Source organism: Burkholderia sp. 22PA0106, from assembly GCF_047497155.1.
Classification (GTDB): Bacteria; Pseudomonadota; Gammaproteobacteria; order Burkholderiales; family Burkholderiaceae; genus Burkholderia.
Map to the genome: position 1 here is coordinate 1,919,445 of NZ_CP163162.1, position 13,915 is coordinate 1,933,359.

At 66.5% G+C, this 13,915-nt stretch carries 11 protein-coding genes; 4 read left to right on the top strand and 7 right to left on the bottom strand.

Annotated elements, in window-relative coordinates; all coding sequences use genetic code 11:
- Positions 1-30: 30 nt before the first annotated feature.
- The 3 genes from poxB to AB4850_RS08180 form a co-directional block, all read right to left on the bottom strand.
- Positions 31-1,752 (bottom strand): ubiquinone-dependent pyruvate dehydrogenase, encoded by a 1,722-nt coding sequence (gene poxB, locus AB4850_RS08170; protein ID WP_414439318.1) that lies wholly within the window; start codon positions 1,750-1,752, stop codon positions 31-33.
- Positions 1,753-1,903: 151 nt separating this feature from the next.
- The gene (locus AB4850_RS08175) at positions 1,904-2,926 is read right to left on the bottom strand and encodes a VTT domain-containing protein (protein WP_414439319.1); all 1,023 of its coding nucleotides are present in this window, start codon (positions 2,924-2,926) and stop codon (positions 1,904-1,906) included.
- 97 nt (positions 2,927-3,023) lie between these two features.
- Positions 3,024-3,353: a hypothetical protein gene (locus AB4850_RS08180; protein ID WP_414439320.1), complete on the bottom strand. Its 330-nt coding sequence runs from the start codon at positions 3,351-3,353 to the stop codon at positions 3,024-3,026.
- On the opposite strand from AB4850_RS08180, the gene AB4850_RS08185 reads away from it, so the two are divergent.
- Positions 3,352-5,442: a PAS domain S-box protein gene (locus AB4850_RS08185; RefSeq protein ID WP_414439321.1), complete on the top strand. Its 2,091-nt coding sequence runs from the start codon at positions 3,352-3,354 to the stop codon at positions 5,440-5,442. The two genes, AB4850_RS08180 and AB4850_RS08185, sit on opposite strands and share 2 nt — an antisense overlap.
- Positions 5,439-6,083 carry a response regulator transcription factor gene (locus AB4850_RS08190; protein WP_206128262.1) on the top strand — a complete coding sequence of 215 codons (645 nt, stop codon included), beginning with the start codon at positions 5,439-5,441 and terminating at the stop codon, positions 6,081-6,083. Before AB4850_RS08185 ends, AB4850_RS08190 begins: the two co-directional genes overlap by 4 nt.
- Positions 6,084-6,118: 35 nt before the next feature.
- Here the strand turns inward: AB4850_RS08190 and AB4850_RS08195 are convergent, their stop codons facing one another.
- From AB4850_RS08195 to AB4850_RS08210, 4 genes are all read right to left on the bottom strand, one after another.
- Complete coding sequence (locus tag AB4850_RS08195) at positions 6,119-6,394, bottom strand: DUF1488 domain-containing protein (RefSeq protein ID WP_414439322.1); 276 nt, start codon at positions 6,392-6,394, stop codon at positions 6,119-6,121.
- 187 nt (positions 6,395-6,581) lie between these two features.
- Positions 6,582-6,971 (bottom strand): DUF488 domain-containing protein, encoded by a 390-nt coding sequence (locus AB4850_RS08200; protein WP_414439323.1) that lies wholly within the window; start codon positions 6,969-6,971, stop codon positions 6,582-6,584.
- A 168-nt stretch (positions 6,972-7,139) separates the two neighbouring features.
- Positions 7,140-8,342, bottom strand: a complete 1,203-nt coding sequence (locus tag AB4850_RS08205) for an amino acid aminotransferase (protein WP_414439324.1) — start codon at positions 8,340-8,342, stop codon at positions 7,140-7,142.
- A gap of 40 nt (positions 8,343-8,382) precedes the next feature.
- The gene (locus AB4850_RS08210; RefSeq protein ID WP_414439325.1) at positions 8,383-9,774 is read right to left on the bottom strand and encodes an amino acid permease; all 1,392 of its coding nucleotides are present in this window, start codon (positions 9,772-9,774) and stop codon (positions 8,383-8,385) included.
- Between the two features lie 841 nt (positions 9,775-10,615).
- On the opposite strand from AB4850_RS08210, the gene AB4850_RS08215 reads away from it, so the two are divergent.
- Both AB4850_RS08215 and AB4850_RS08220 read left to right on the top strand, forming a co-directional pair.
- On the top strand, positions 10,616-12,334 hold the full coding sequence (locus tag AB4850_RS08215) for a phospholipase C (protein ID WP_414439326.1): 1,719 nt from the start codon (positions 10,616-10,618) through the stop codon (positions 12,332-12,334).
- Between the two features lie 95 nt (positions 12,335-12,429).
- The gene (locus AB4850_RS08220; protein ID WP_414439327.1) at positions 12,430-13,854 is read left to right on the top strand and encodes a cytochrome-c peroxidase; all 1,425 of its coding nucleotides are present in this window, start codon (positions 12,430-12,432) and stop codon (positions 13,852-13,854) included.
- Positions 13,855-13,915: the final 61 nt, after the last annotated feature.

The window sequence follows — 13,915 nt, forward strand, 5'->3', positions numbered from 1 at the left end:
CCGTCGGCGCGTGTCGTTTGGCGCGCCGGGTTAACGGAACATCGTCGTCGCCAGTTCCACCACCTCGTTGCCCTTCGCGTTCAGCACCGCCTTCAGCATGTACAGGCTGAAGCCCTTGGCCTGCGCCCATTCGATCTTCGGCGGCAACGCGATCTCCTGACGTGCGATACGCACGTCGACCAGCACCGGCCGGCGCTGCGAGAACGCCTGCTTCAACGCCCCTTCCAGTTCGTCCGACCGGTCGACGCGAATCGATTCGATGCCCGCGCCGCGTGCGATGGCCGCGTAATCGGTATCGGCCAGCCGCGTGTCGTCGTCGAGATAACCGCCTGCCTTCATCTCCATCGAAACGAAGCCGAGCGAGCTGTTGTTGAACACGACGAGCACGAGCGGCAGCTTCTGCTGGCGTGCCGTGAGCAGCTCGCCCATCAGCATCGACAGCCCGCCGTCACCACACAGCGCCACCACCTGACGATCGGGCTGCGCGGCCTGCGCGCCGAGCGCCTGCGGCAACGCATTGGCCATCGAGCCGTGATTGAACGAGCCGAGCAGGCGGCGCTTGCCGTTCATCTTCAGATAGCGCGCGGCCCACAGCGTGGGCGTGCCGACATCGACGGTGAAGATCGCATCGTCGTCGGCCAGTTCGCTGACGAGCCGCGTCAGGTATTGCGGATGGATCGGCGCATCGCCGGGCGACGGCCGCGCGAGGCTGTCGAGCCCCTCGCGCGCCTCGGCGTAATGCTTGCGCGCGGCGTCGAGGAAGTGGCGGTCCGCCTTGCGCGCGAGCCGGCCGTTCAGCGCCGCCAGCGTCGCCTTGACGTCACCCACCACGCCGAAATCGACGGGCACGCGCTTGCCGATCGTTGAACCGCGACGGTCGATCTGGATCACCTGCGCGTCGCTCGGATAGAAATTCCGGTAGGGGAAATCGGTACCGAGCATCAGCAGCGTGTCGCAGGATTTCAGCGCGTGATAGCCGGAGCTGAAGCCGATCAGCCCGGTCATGCCGACGTCGAACAGGTTATCCCATTCGACATGTTCTTTGCCGCGCAGCGCATGGACGATCGGCGCGCCGAGCGTGTCGGCCAGCGCCACCACCTCGTCGTGCGCACCGGCGCAGCCACTGCCGCACAACAGCGCGACCTTCTTCGACGCATCGAGCCGCCGGGCCAGTTCGTCGATCTGGGCCGCCGCCGGCACCAGCGCGCTGCTCTCGTAGCCGACATGGCTCGGCGTGGCGTCGGGTGCAGCCTCCAGCGCGATATCGCCGGGCAGCACGATCACGGCCACGCCGCGCTCCTCGATCGCCGTGCGGATCGCGCGGTCGAGCACGCGCGGAAATTGCTTCGGATTCGATACCAGTTCGACGAAATGGCTGCATTCGCGGAACAGCTCCTGCGGATGCGTTTCCTGGAAATAGTCGAGGCCGATTTCGGACGACGGGATATGCGCGGCGATCGCGAGCACCGGCACATGACTGCGCTGGCAGTCGAACAGGCCGTTGATCAGGTGCAGGTTGCCGGGGCCGCAACTGCCGGCGCACACCGCCAGCTTGCCGGTGATGGCGGCTTCCGCACCGGCCGCGAACGCGGCGGTTTCCTCGTGACGCGTGTGCGACCACGCAATCGTGCCAAGCCGCCGCAGGCTGTCCGAGAGGCCGTTCAGGCTGTCGCCCGTGACGCCCCAGATACGTTCGACCCCGGCTTGCGCCAAGGTGCTGGCGAGATAGTCCGCGATGGTTTTGCTGGCCATAGGCCCTCCGCTCGAGTGGAAACAGGGTTCGCGCGCGGCCGTGCGCAAGCACGCAACGGCCGCGCATTCGAATCAGAATCAGTGGAGGATTGTGCCCGCTTGCGGCAAACCGCGCAGTTAGGCCGGGGCGGACCGCGCCGCCCCGTGAAGCTTACGAATCCGACAGCCGCGCCCGCACCGTGTATTCGCCGGACATTTCCCGCTCGGGCCGCACCGTATACCGCGACGCCTCGAAATCCAACGGCAGCGGCTCCACCGGGAAGCCGTGCTTTTCCCACGCGTCGAGCCCGCCCTTCAGCGCCTTCAGGTTGTGCACGTTCTTGCGCTGCAACTGCTGGATGATCTTCTTGGCCGTGGCTTCGTTCGGGCACACGCAATACACCACCAACGGCCGCGACAACAAGGCCGGATCGAGCTTGTCGGACGAATCGAGATCGAGCGGATAGGCGCCCGCGATCCGGTAGGCGTCCTTCTGGCGGATCGCGCGCGGGCGCGCATCGAAGATCAGCGGCGGATTCGGCGACTTCATCATCTCGTCGAGCTGCGATGGCTCGATGCGCACCTTGCCGAGCCAGCGGCGGAACTGCATGCGGCGTACCCAGCGATACAACAGGAAGGTCAGGAAGATCGCGGCGAACGCGTCGAAGATGGTGCCGCCGCTGCTGCGCACCCACAGCACGATGCGCACGATTTCATGATCGAGCGCCGCGCCGCCGAGCAGCCAGGTCGAGGCCCACAGCGTCGCGCCCGCGAAATCCCAGAACAGGAACACCGGCACGGCGATGGCCGTGGTGCCGAGCAACGGCGCCGACATCAGGCCGAGGCCCGGCAGGAATTTGGCGACGATCAGGAGCGGCGCACCGTGGCGTTCGAATACGTTACGGGCGATCCGCAGCGTGGTGTCGAGCGACAACGAGTAGCGCACCAGCCCGTTGAGCAGCCGGCGCCCGCGCAGGCGCCCGGCGCTGAACCACAACGAATCGGCCAGCAGCGTCGCGCCGATCGCCGCGGCGAACATGCTGGCGTAGGACGCCTGCCCCATCGCCGCCATCGTCCCGCCCAGGATCAGCATCGGCGCGGCCGGCACCGGCAGCCCGAGCTGCGTGACGAGCACGCTCAGGAACACGGCCCAAGGGCCGAGCGACGAAGGAATTGCTACGGGAAAGTGCCACACGGCGCCGCTCCTGGATCGAATCGAACCGGACTGCGCGGGACGGAACCGCCCGGTGCGACATTGGCACGGAGTGCGGCACCCGGCCGCACGACCGGGATCAGCGCATTTTAGACGGTTTCGGTAACCGTACGTTGACAAAGGATTCTTGCACAAACCGGTGCAGCGCGATTTTTATCCGCAAGACCGGTTCACGAACCACACAAACCTCACGCGCCATCGAACCCGAAATCAAAACAATCCAATCCATCGTGTCGAATCGATTCAGTGCGCGCGTTTGTCTCTTGCCATTAGCCAAAAACAAATAAACCAAGCACAATTTCACATCGAAAAGAACGAACCGACGCTCACCGCCACGAGCCGGCCGACGGACGCACGCAGGCACTGCATGCGGATACGGCTCGCGATGCGGCTCATCCCAAAAGCTCATGACCGATAGCGGTTCCTCACGCCCCTCATCCGGGCCGCCGCGCGAGCGTTCACGCTCGCGGTTCTCGGCGGCGCTGGCACGCCCGGCTGCTGCGGGGTTCGGCGCGTTCGTCGTGGGCGCGGTGCTGTCCGCCGCGCTCGCGTGGTTCGTCGGCCAATCGTGGCAGGACGCCACCACGGCACGCTTCGCGCGGCGCACGGGCACCGTCAGCGCCAATCTGCAACGCGAACTGCAGGCGGGCGCCGCAGTGCTGACCGGCGCGCGCGGCCTGCTGCAAGCCTCACCCGGCTTGAGCCCCGATGCCTGGCGCGCTTACGTTTCGGGCCTCGATCTCGACTACGCCCGTGCCCCGCTGCGAGCGCTCGGTTACGCGAGCGCGGGCAGCACGGCATCGCCCTCCGCCGCGACGATCGCGCTGTTCGCGCCGGTGGCCCACGGCGCGGCGCCCGAATTGCCGGCGCAGGACGCCGAGGCGCTGCAGCGCGCCGCCGACACCGGCCAGATCGCCTTCGCCGCCCATCCAAGCCATCCCGCCCCGGACGCGGCCGGCGGCGCGGCGCCCGCGCTGACGCTCTACCTGCCCGTCTACCGCGACCCGGCCCCGGCAAACACGGCCGCCCGCCGCGGCGCGCTGGCCGGCTTCCTGTTCGCACCGCTCGACACCGCACGCGCCTTCGAGCTGGCTACCGAGGAAGACCGCAACCTCGGCCTGCAAGCCTATGCCGCACCGCCCGGCGCCCCGCTCTACGCCACCGACATGCCGCCCGACGAGGCGCCGATCGCCCACTCACGCTACCGCCGCACCGACACGCTCCATTTCGGCGGCGACACGCTGACGCTCGCCTACACCGCGTTCGACACCACCGGCGGCGCCCGCACGCTGGCCTCGCTGGTGCTGGCGGCCGGCCTGATCGCGTCGCTGTCGCTGGCCGCCGCGATGGCCGGCTGGTCGCGCGCACGCGCCGCCGCACGCGCCGTGCCGAGCGGCAGCCGTCTCAACGAGGCGCGCATGATGGGCATCATCCGTTCTTCGATGGAAGCGATCATCACCGTCGACGAGGATCAGAAAGTGGTGATCTTCAATCCGATGGCGGAAAAAGTGTTCGGCGTGTCGGCCATGGACGCGATCGGCGCCCCGCTCACACGCTTCATCCCGCCGCGGTTCCGCCCCGCCCACGGCCAGCACATCGCGCGCTTCGGCGTAACCGGGCAATCCGAGCGCCATCTCGGCAGCCAGCGCCTGCTCTACGGCCTGCGCGCGAACGGCGACGAATTCCCGATCGAGGCCTCGATCTCGCAGATCCACGACGGCGCCGGCAAGCTCTACACGGTGATGATGCGCGACGTGACCGAGCGCCTGCAGGCCGAAAACGCGCTGAAGGCGTCACGCGAGGAGTTGCGCGAGCTGTCGGCCAACCTGCAGCGCGTGCGCGAGGAGGAAAAAACCCGCATCGCCCGCGAACTGCACGACGACCTCGGCCAGCAACTGACCGCGCTGAAGATGGATCTGTCGGCCGTCGAGCACCGGCTGCTGCGCAACAGCTCGCCCGAGGCGCACGAGAGCGTGGACGAGCCGCTGCGCGAGATGCGCCGCCTGATCGACGCGACGGTGGCCTCGGTACGCCGCATCGCGGCCGACCTGCGCCCCGTGATGCTCGACGATCTCGGCCTGGTGCCGGCGATCGAATGGCTCGTCAACGATTTCACGCACCGCTACGGCATCGACGTCGAACGCCGCATCGAGCCGGGCGATCTGGAATTCTCGAACGCGAGCGCGACGGCGCTGTTCCGCATCGTGCAGGAAGCGCTGACCAACGTGGCGCGCCATGCCGACGCCACGCGCGTGGAGCTGGCGCTGACGGTGGACGAGCACCAGTGCGTGCTGCGCATCGCCGACGACGGCGTGGGCGCGACGCACACCGACGTGCGCCGCGCGCCCGACGACAAATCGTTCGGCCTGCTCGGCATTCGCGAGCGCGCCCACATGCTGGGCGGCGCGGTACGCATCGAAACGGCGCGCGACCAGGGTTACGCGCTGACCATCACCATTCCCCTACCGTCGATTCAACAGGACCCGAACCTGCCATGATCCATGTGCTGATTGCAGACGATCACGCCCTCGTTCGCGACGGCTTGCGCCACATCCTGAAGGAAGCCACCGGCTTCGATGTGGCGGGCGAGGCGCACGACAGCGCCTCGACCATCTCGCTGATCCGCCAGACCCCCGCGCAGGTGCTGGTGCTCGATCTGTCGATGCCGGGCCGCAATGGCGTCGAACTGATCAAGCAGATCAAGGATGAAAAACCGGCGCTGCGGATTCTCGTGCTGACCATGCACGCCGAGCAGCAATATGCGCTGCGTGCGTTCCGCGCCGGCGCGTCGGGCTATCTGACCAAGGAAAGCGCCAGCGCCGAGCTGGTGGGCGCGGTATCGAAGGTGGCGTCGGGCGGCGTGTACGTGAGCCTGTCGATGGCCGAGCGGTTCGCGCAAAGCCTCAACGAGCCGGCCGACACGCTGCCGCATCAGCGGCTGTCCGACCGCGAATTCGACGTATTCCGGCGCATCGCCACCGGCCAGACGCTGACCGAGATCGCCAACGCGCTGTGCGTCAGCGCGAAGACGGTCAGCACCTATAAAACCCGGATTCTGGAAAAGATGCAGATGCCGCACGAAGCGGCACTGGTGCGCTACGCGCTGCGGCACCGGCTGGTCGACGACCCCGACGACTGACCCCCGCCGCGTGCCGCAACCGGCCGGCACCCGTGTCAGCCGCAGAAGCGGAAGAACCCGCTGCGCAGCTTGACGGGATCGCCGCCCGACGTTTCGATCAGCCGCCGCGCGGCTTCCTCGATTTCGTCGCGATGCGCGGCGAACGCGTGACGCAGATCGCCCTCGCCCGACGACGCCGCGCCGAAATAATCGGCCAGCGCCTCCGCGCTGATCTCGCAGCGCATGCGTGCGGTATCGACGAGCACCGGGAAGGCGATGGCCGGATCGGCCGGCGTGAACAACGGGGGATCCTGCGGAAACGAGATATGCATGACGACCTCCTCAACAGGCAAACGGGCAACGCGAGTGCACCCGACGATTCAGCATAGTCGGCGCAACGGGTCATCGCTTACGCGCGATCAAATTCGCTACATTGCTTACATCATGTCGCAGGTTATCGGCCGAGGCCGCGCGGCAACCGGCGCATTCGGGGTCGCAAGCCGCGTACCGCATCCGGGCTCAGGGCAGCACGGCCGCGCCGCGCGATTCGAGCAAGCGGCGCAGGATGCCGCGATGGCAATGCGCCTCGTCCTCGCAATAGCAGCCGATCGAGAAATCGCTGCCATGCGACAGCGCCGCCAGCAGATCGAGCACCTTGCCGGCCTCGCCCTTCGCCATCTCGGCGCGGAAGCTGCGCGAGAACGCATGCCATTTGGCATCGGTATCGGCCGCATGGGCGGCCTTGACCAGCGCCTCGCTCGGCGCCAGCACCGGCAGCCAGACGTCGTAATAGTCGCGGGTGGCGAATTCCGCCTTCGGCACGCCGCGCGGCGGCCGCCGCACCGTGCCGATTCGCACGCCCTCGCCCGGTTCGCGCGGCGAACCGAGCCTCACCACGCGGATGCTCATTGCGCCCTCCTTGCTCATCGTTTCCTCAGCCAGGACGACACGGCAGCCGGGCGCGCCGCGCAGCGAGCCGCGCCATGAAAAACGGGGCCGCCGCCCGTGCCGCATTCGCGACACGAGGCGGCGGCCCCGTCCAGGCGGTCAGCCGACCCCGGCGCCGAAGCGCCGCGCTCAGACCCCGCTTGCGATCACCTCGCCGATCGCATCGACCACGATGCCGACGTTCGACTCGTTGAGCCCGGCCACGCACATACGGCCCGAACGCAGGATGTAGACGCCGTGCTGCTCGCGCAGTACGTCGACCTGCGTTTCGGTCAGCCCGCTGTACGTGAACATGCCGCGTTGCTTGATGTAGCGCGACAGCGACTCGCCCTGGATATGGGCTTTCAGGCCTTCGTGGATCGCCGTGCGCATGCGCGCGATACGGCGGCACATGGCGGCCAGCTCTTCTTCCCACTGCGCGCGCAGTTCGGGCGAACTCAGCACCGCCGTGACCAGCTTCGCGCCCTGCGTCGGCGGGTTGCTGTAGATCGCGCGCACGTTGCTGGCCAGTTGGCCGAGCACGCGGCCGGCCGTCGCGGCGTCCTCGCAGATCGCCGACAGGCTGCCGCAGCGCTCGCCGTAGATCGAGAAATTCTTCGAGAACGATGTGGCGATCAGCGCCGGAATGCCGCGCCGGGCGATTTCACGCACCGCGAACGCATCGGCGTCGAGGCCCGCGCCGAAGCCCTGGTAGGCCATGTCGACGAACGGCAGCAGCTCGCGCGCCTGCAGCACGTCGATCACCTTGAGCCATTGCGCGTCGTCGAGGTCCACGCCCGTCGGGTTGTGGCAGCAGGCGTGCAGCAGCACGGCGCTGCGCGGCGGCAGCGCGTCGAGCGCGGCCAGCATGGCGTCGAACTTGAGGCCGCCGGTGGCATCGTCGTAGTACGGGTAGGTGTTGACCGTCAGGCCCGAGCGCTCGAACACGAAGCGATGGTTTTCCCAGCTCGGGTCGCTGACCCAGATCGGCGTGCCGGGGAAGTAGCGCTTGATGAAATCGGCACCCACCTTCAGCGCGCCCGAGCCGCCCACGGTCTGCACCGTGGCGATCCGGCCGGCGTCGCGCACCGCGCAATCCTTGCCGAACACGAGCGTCTGCACCGCGTCGCGGTACGCCTCGATGCCGGCCATCGGCAGGTACGGCTTCGGGCCGATCGCGGCGGCCAACTGCTTTTCGGCCTCGCGCACGGGGCCCATCACCGGAATGCGGCCGGCTTCGTCGAAATAGATGCCGATGCTCAGATTGACTTTCCGCTCGCGCGGATCTTTCTGGAAGTTCTCGTTGAGCGAGAGAATCGGGTCGCCGGGAAAGGCGTCGATGTGTTCGAACATGGTGGTTCCTGGTCGATCGATGAAATGCGTGGCAACCGGCTCAGGCCGATGCGCCGCGGGCCGCGTCCGTGTCGTTCGGGCGGCGTCCGCGCCAACGATACCCGATTCCGAGCACGATCAGCCACACCGGAATCAGATAGACAGACAGCCGCAAGCCCGGCGACAGGTACATCACGACCAGAATCGCCGCGAGAAACGCCAGGCTCAGGTAATTGGTGAGCGGGTAACCGAAGCTGCGGAACTGCGTCGGCTGGCCGGCTTCGCGCTTGGCGCGGCGGAACCGCAGGTGGATATAGCTGATCATCCCCCAGTTGATGATCAGCGCCGACACCACCAGCCCCATCAGGAAACCGAACGCCTTGCCCTGCATCAGGTAGTTGATCACCACGCACAGCCCGGTGGCCACCGCCGACACGCCCAGCGCCACCACCGGAATGCCGCGGCGGTTCACGGTCAGCAGCGCGCGCGGCGCGTTGCCCTGCTTGGCCAGGCCGAACAGCATCCGGCTGTTGCAGTACACGCCGCTGTTGTAGACGGACAGCGCGGCGGTCAGCACCACTACGTTCAGCACGTTCGCCACCAGGTCGCTGCCGAGCGCGTGGAAGATCAGCACGAACGGGCTGCCGCCGCTCGCCACCTTCTGCCACGGAAACAACGACAACAGCACACCGAGCGCGCCGATGTAGAAGATCAGGATGCGGTACAGCACCTGGTTGGTCGCGCGCGGGATGCTGCGCGAGGGGTCGTCGGCCTCGGCGGCGGTGATGCCCACCAGTTCGAGCCCGCCGAACGAGAACATGATGACCGCCATCGACATCGCCAGCCCGCTCACGCCGTTCGGGAAGAACCCGCCGTTGCGCCAGAGGTTCGCGACGCCGGCCTCCGGCCCCGCGCCGCCCGACAGCAGCAGCCAGCCGCCGAACACGATCATGCCGACCACCGCCGCGACCTTGACGATCGCGAACCAGAATTCGGTTTCGCCGTAGGATTTCACGCTGACGAAGTTCAGCAGATTGATGATCGCGTAGAACACCAGCGCCGACACCCAGTTCGGCATGTCGGGCCACCAGTAATGCACGTACACGCCCACCGCCGACAATTCGGCCATGCTGACGAGGATGTACAGCACCCAATAGTTCCAGCCCGACAGGAAGCCGATGAAGTGCCCGCAGTATTTGTCGGCGAAGTAGCTGAACGAGCCGGCCACCGGTTCGTCCACCACCATCTCGCCGAGCTGCCGCATGATGAAGAACGCGACGATGCCGGCGATCGCGTAGCCCAGCAGCACCGACGGCCCGGCCGCCTGGATCGTTTCGGCGATGCCGAGGAACAGCCCGGTGCCGATCGCGCCGCCCAGGGCGATCAGTTGGATGTGGCGGTTCTTGAGCCCTCGCTGCAGTCCGCCGTTCTCGTTGTGTGTGTTGTCGACCATAGTGTCTCCATACAGTGCGCCCGGCCCCGGGCGTCACCTGTTGTCCCCCGTCAAGGCGCCGCGCGAGCCGCCCCGATCTGCCCGGAACGGCACCGGCTGCGCGCCGAAAATCCGCAATTGTAGCGGGTTGCACCGGCGCAACCTGCCGGCGGCCAGCGAAACCGGCGGAAACCCGCGAAAAACTCGCCGAAATCGATGCAAATAGTGTGTCACCGACCGAGGCCCCGATCGCCTCGAATCAGCTTTCGATCAGCCTGGCAAAAACTTCCAATTTCATCCGATGAATTTCGGCGCGCCCTGCAACGCGCCGAAACCGGCGTCATGACCGAAAGCGCACGCCACGCCCGCCATGCGGACGTGGCGCCGACGGACGCCGCGCCTTACGGGATCTGGCCCTGCACGAACGCATGCGATTGGCCATGACGGGATCGCCGCCATCCGACACAGCCCGGCACCCCCAATTGAAAGCAATCGGATAGCAACAAGAAATGAATTGGAAACCGATTCTTCCCGTGATTTTCATTTGGCCGTCAAAGGCACGTCACGGTTTCAGGCATAGCCATGCCCGACCCACCAGGCGCGCAGCGAACCCCCTCGCACGCACGCCTTCGCATTTCTTTCCATTCAAAGTTTTCGTAATACAGGCGATACGCACACGTAACGATTACGAAAGTAACTCTTCCCGCCAGCTTCATACCGGCCTGTTCCAATGCACGCACTTCGAAGACAGGGGGGGTCTCCCGCTTCGAGGGCCCCGCCCGCTACCAACAATGGTCCGCGCCGTCTCGAACGGGGAATTACGTAATAAACACAAGACGGTCTTCCACTGGAGTCTCACACAATGCTGCTTCGTCGAACCTTGATTGCCACCGCCTGCGCCGCATCTGCGATCGCGCTGGCTGCCTGTGGCGGCAATGATGACAACTCGCCCGCTGCGAGCACCACGCCGGCCGCCACGGTGTCGTCGCAAGACGCCCTGACGACCAAGACCCCGATCAAGCACTTGGTCGTGATCTACGGCGAAAACGTGTCGTTCGATCACTACTTCGGTACGTACCCGAACGCGACGAACCCGGCAGGCGAACCGGCCTTCACGGCCGCCGCCAACACGCAGACCGACATTCAAGGTCTCGGCGCCGCAACCAGCACGCTGCGCACCGCCAACGGCAACTTCACGAACACGCTGAACACGACGAACGCGGCGAACCCGTTCCGTCTGGACCGTTCGCAAGCCGCTTCGGCCGACCAGAACCACGCCTACACCGCCGAACAGCAAGCCTACGACAACGGCGCAGCCGACCTGTTCCCGCTCTACACGGGTAGCGCAACGGCCGGCGGCGCGGGCGCCTTCGGTACGAAGGGCCAGGTCATGGGCTACTACGACGGCAACACCGTCACGGCCCTGTGGAACTACGCTTCGCACTACGCGATGAGCGACAACGCGTTTACGGACACGTATGGTCCGTCGACGCCGGGCGCACTCGAAGTGGTGTCGGGCAACACCAACGGCATGCAGATCGTGAAGACGTCGAAGGCTGTGTCGACGGTCGCCGCTTCCACGTATTACATCAACGATGGCCAAAGCGGCTACACGATGATCAACGACGTGGATCCGGGCTACGACATCTGCTCGAGCACGACCGATCAGGCCATGATGCAGGGCAAGAACGTCGGCGACCTGCTGAACGCGCAAAAGATCACGTGGGGCGGCTTCATGGGCGGCTTCAACCTGTCCACCGTCAACTCGAACGGCACGACACAATGCAAGCGCTCGACCATCGCCACGGCAGTGGGCGCGGCAACGGCCGACTACATCCCGCACCACAACTGGTTCCAGTACTTCGCTTCGACGTCGAACCCGAACCACACGCGTCCGAGCTCGACGGCAGCGATCGGTTCGAGCCTGCAAGCCGACGGCAAGACGGCTGAACCGGCAAACCACCAGTACGACACGGACGACTTCTTCGCGGCAGTCAAGGCCGGCAACTACCCGTCGGTCAACTTCCTGAAGGCACCGGCCGCACAAGACGCGCACGCCGGCTACTCGGATCCGCTGGACGAGCAGGCGTTCGTGACGAAGGTCGTCAACTTCCTGATGCAGCAGCCGGACTGGAAGAACACCGCCGTGGTCGTGACGTATGACGATTCGGACGGCTGGTACGACCACCTGTACACGGCACCGACCTCGGGCTCGTTCGACGCAGTCGACCAAGTCAACGGCAACGGCCTGTGCGGCGTCGCCAATACGCAACCGCTGGGTGTCGCAGGCAAGCCGGTCAACGGCCGCTGCGGTCCGGGCACGCGTATCCCGTTCGTCGTGATCTCGCCGTACGCCAAGACGAACTACGTCAGCCACAAGCCGATCACGCAAGCTTCGGTCACGCGCTTCATCGAAGACAACTGGCTCGGCGGTGCACGTCTGGGTGGCGGTTCGTTCGACGCCACGGCTGGCGACATGAGCGACCTGCTGAACACGTCGGCAACGGCCACGGCCAACACCACGCCGCTGTACCTCGACCCGACGGTCGGCACGCAACTGAGCGCCGCTCCGGCGAACTGATCGACCCGGTCTGATTGACCGAAAAACCGGCCGGCGCGCAAGCGCCGGCTTTTTGCCTGTGCGGCCTAGGCCGCCCCGAATACGACACTACCCGTATGAACGCTACCGTCACGCCCGTCGTTCCGCCCTCTTCCCCGGCACCGCGCCGCCGCACCCTGCGCAACGCCGCGCTGACGATCCTCGGCGCCGCCGTGCTCGCCGCGGTCGGCTACGCCGGCTATGCCGTTGCCTACCCGGCCAACGTGCCCGACGCCGTGGGCGAGATCGTCGAGAACCTGACGGGCGCGAATCCGCATCCGGTGACGCTGCAACGCCCGCCCATGCAGCCGCTGTCGGCGGTGGCGCTGATCGGCAAGCAGTTGTTCTTCGACCCGATGCTGTCGGCATCGGGCAAGCTCTCGTGCGCCTCGTGCCACAGCCCGGCGCACGCCTACGGCCCGCCGAACGGGCTCGACGCCCAGCTCGGCGGCGCGAACATGAAGCTGCAGGGCTACCGCCCGCCGCCGTCGCTGAAATACCTGGAGCGCCAGCCGAACTTCAGCATCGGCCCGGACGCCGGCGAGAACGACGCGGCGGCCACCGTCCAGCAGCTCGCCACGCAGAACGCGGGCGTGGTGAAGAACCAGAAGACGGCCGGCGGCGCGGCCTCGGTGCAGATGGTGCCGCAAGGCGGCCTGTTCTGGGACGGCCGCGCCGACACGCTCCAGCAGCAGGCGTTCGGCCCGCTGCTGAATTCGGTCGAAATGGCCAACCCGGACACCGACAGCGTGCTCAAGCGCGTCGAGGCCAGCCAGTACGCGAAGCCGCTCAAGCAACTGTTCGGCGAATCGCTGTTCAGCAACCCGCAACTGGCGATCTCGGAAGTGATGTTCGCGATCGCGCGCTATCAGTTCGAGGATCCATCCTTTCATCCGTACAACAGCAAGTACGACCAGTGGCTCGAAGGCAAGGCGCGCCTGACGCACGCCGAACTGAACGGGCTGCGCCTGTTCAACGACCCGGACAAGGCCAACTGCGCGGGCTGCCACCTGTCGCAGCCGACCCCGGACGGCCTGCCGCCGATGTTCACCGATTACCAGTACGAGGCGCTCGGCCTGCCGCGCAACCACGCGCTGGACCAGAACAAGGACCCGGCGTTCTTCGATATCGGCGTGTGCGGCCCGTTCCGTACCGACCTGAAGGATCAGTCGCAGTATTGTTCGATGTTCCTGACGCCGACGCTGCGCAACTCGGCCACGCGCCAGGTGTTCTTCCACAACGGCATTTATCACGACCTGCAGCACGTGATGGATTTCTACAACGAGCGCAACACCAACCCGGGCAAGTTCTACCCGCGCGGCGCCGACGGCAAGGTGCAGAAATACGACGACATCCCGGCCAAGTACCAGGCCAACGTCGACGTGACCGATGCCCCGTTCGACCGCAAGTTCGGCGATCAGCCGGCCATGACGCAGGCCGACATCAAGGACATCATCGCGTTCCTGCACACGCTGAACGACGAGCCCGTCACGACCCACTGACGCTCGCACGTTCCGCTGCGCCGCCACGGGCGGCACGGCGCCGTGTCGCCCGCATGAAAAT

Bases quoted from the DNA above. Each gene is read 5' to 3' on its own strand.
- AB4850_RS08200 (WP_414439323.1), bottom strand. From the start codon at position 6,971: ATGAGCATCCGCGTGGTGAGGCTCGGTTCGCCGCGCGAACCGGGCGAG.
- AB4850_RS08180 (WP_414439320.1), bottom strand. From the start codon at position 3,353: ATGAGCTTTTGGGATGAGCCGCATCGCGAGCCGTATCCGCATGCAGTG.
- AB4850_RS08215 (WP_414439326.1), top strand. From the start codon at position 10,616: ATGCTGCTTCGTCGAACCTTGATTGCCACCGCCTGCGCCGCATCTGCG.
- poxB (WP_414439318.1), bottom strand. From the start codon at position 1,752: ATGGCCAGCAAAACCATCGCGGACTATCTCGCCAGCACCTTGGCGCAA.
- AB4850_RS08195 (WP_414439322.1), bottom strand. From the start codon at position 6,394: ATGCATATCTCGTTTCCGCAGGATCCCCCGTTGTTCACGCCGGCCGAT.
- AB4850_RS08190 (WP_206128262.1), top strand. From the start codon at position 5,439: ATGATCCATGTGCTGATTGCAGACGATCACGCCCTCGTTCGCGACGGC.
- AB4850_RS08185 (WP_414439321.1), top strand. From the start codon at position 3,352: ATGACCGATAGCGGTTCCTCACGCCCCTCATCCGGGCCGCCGCGCGAG.
- AB4850_RS08220 (WP_414439327.1), top strand. From the start codon at position 12,430: ATGAACGCTACCGTCACGCCCGTCGTTCCGCCCTCTTCCCCGGCACCG.
- AB4850_RS08210 (WP_414439325.1), bottom strand. From the start codon at position 9,774: ATGGTCGACAACACACACAACGAGAACGGCGGACTGCAGCGAGGGCTC.
- AB4850_RS08205 (WP_414439324.1), bottom strand. From the start codon at position 8,342: ATGTTCGAACACATCGACGCCTTTCCCGGCGACCCGATTCTCTCGCTC.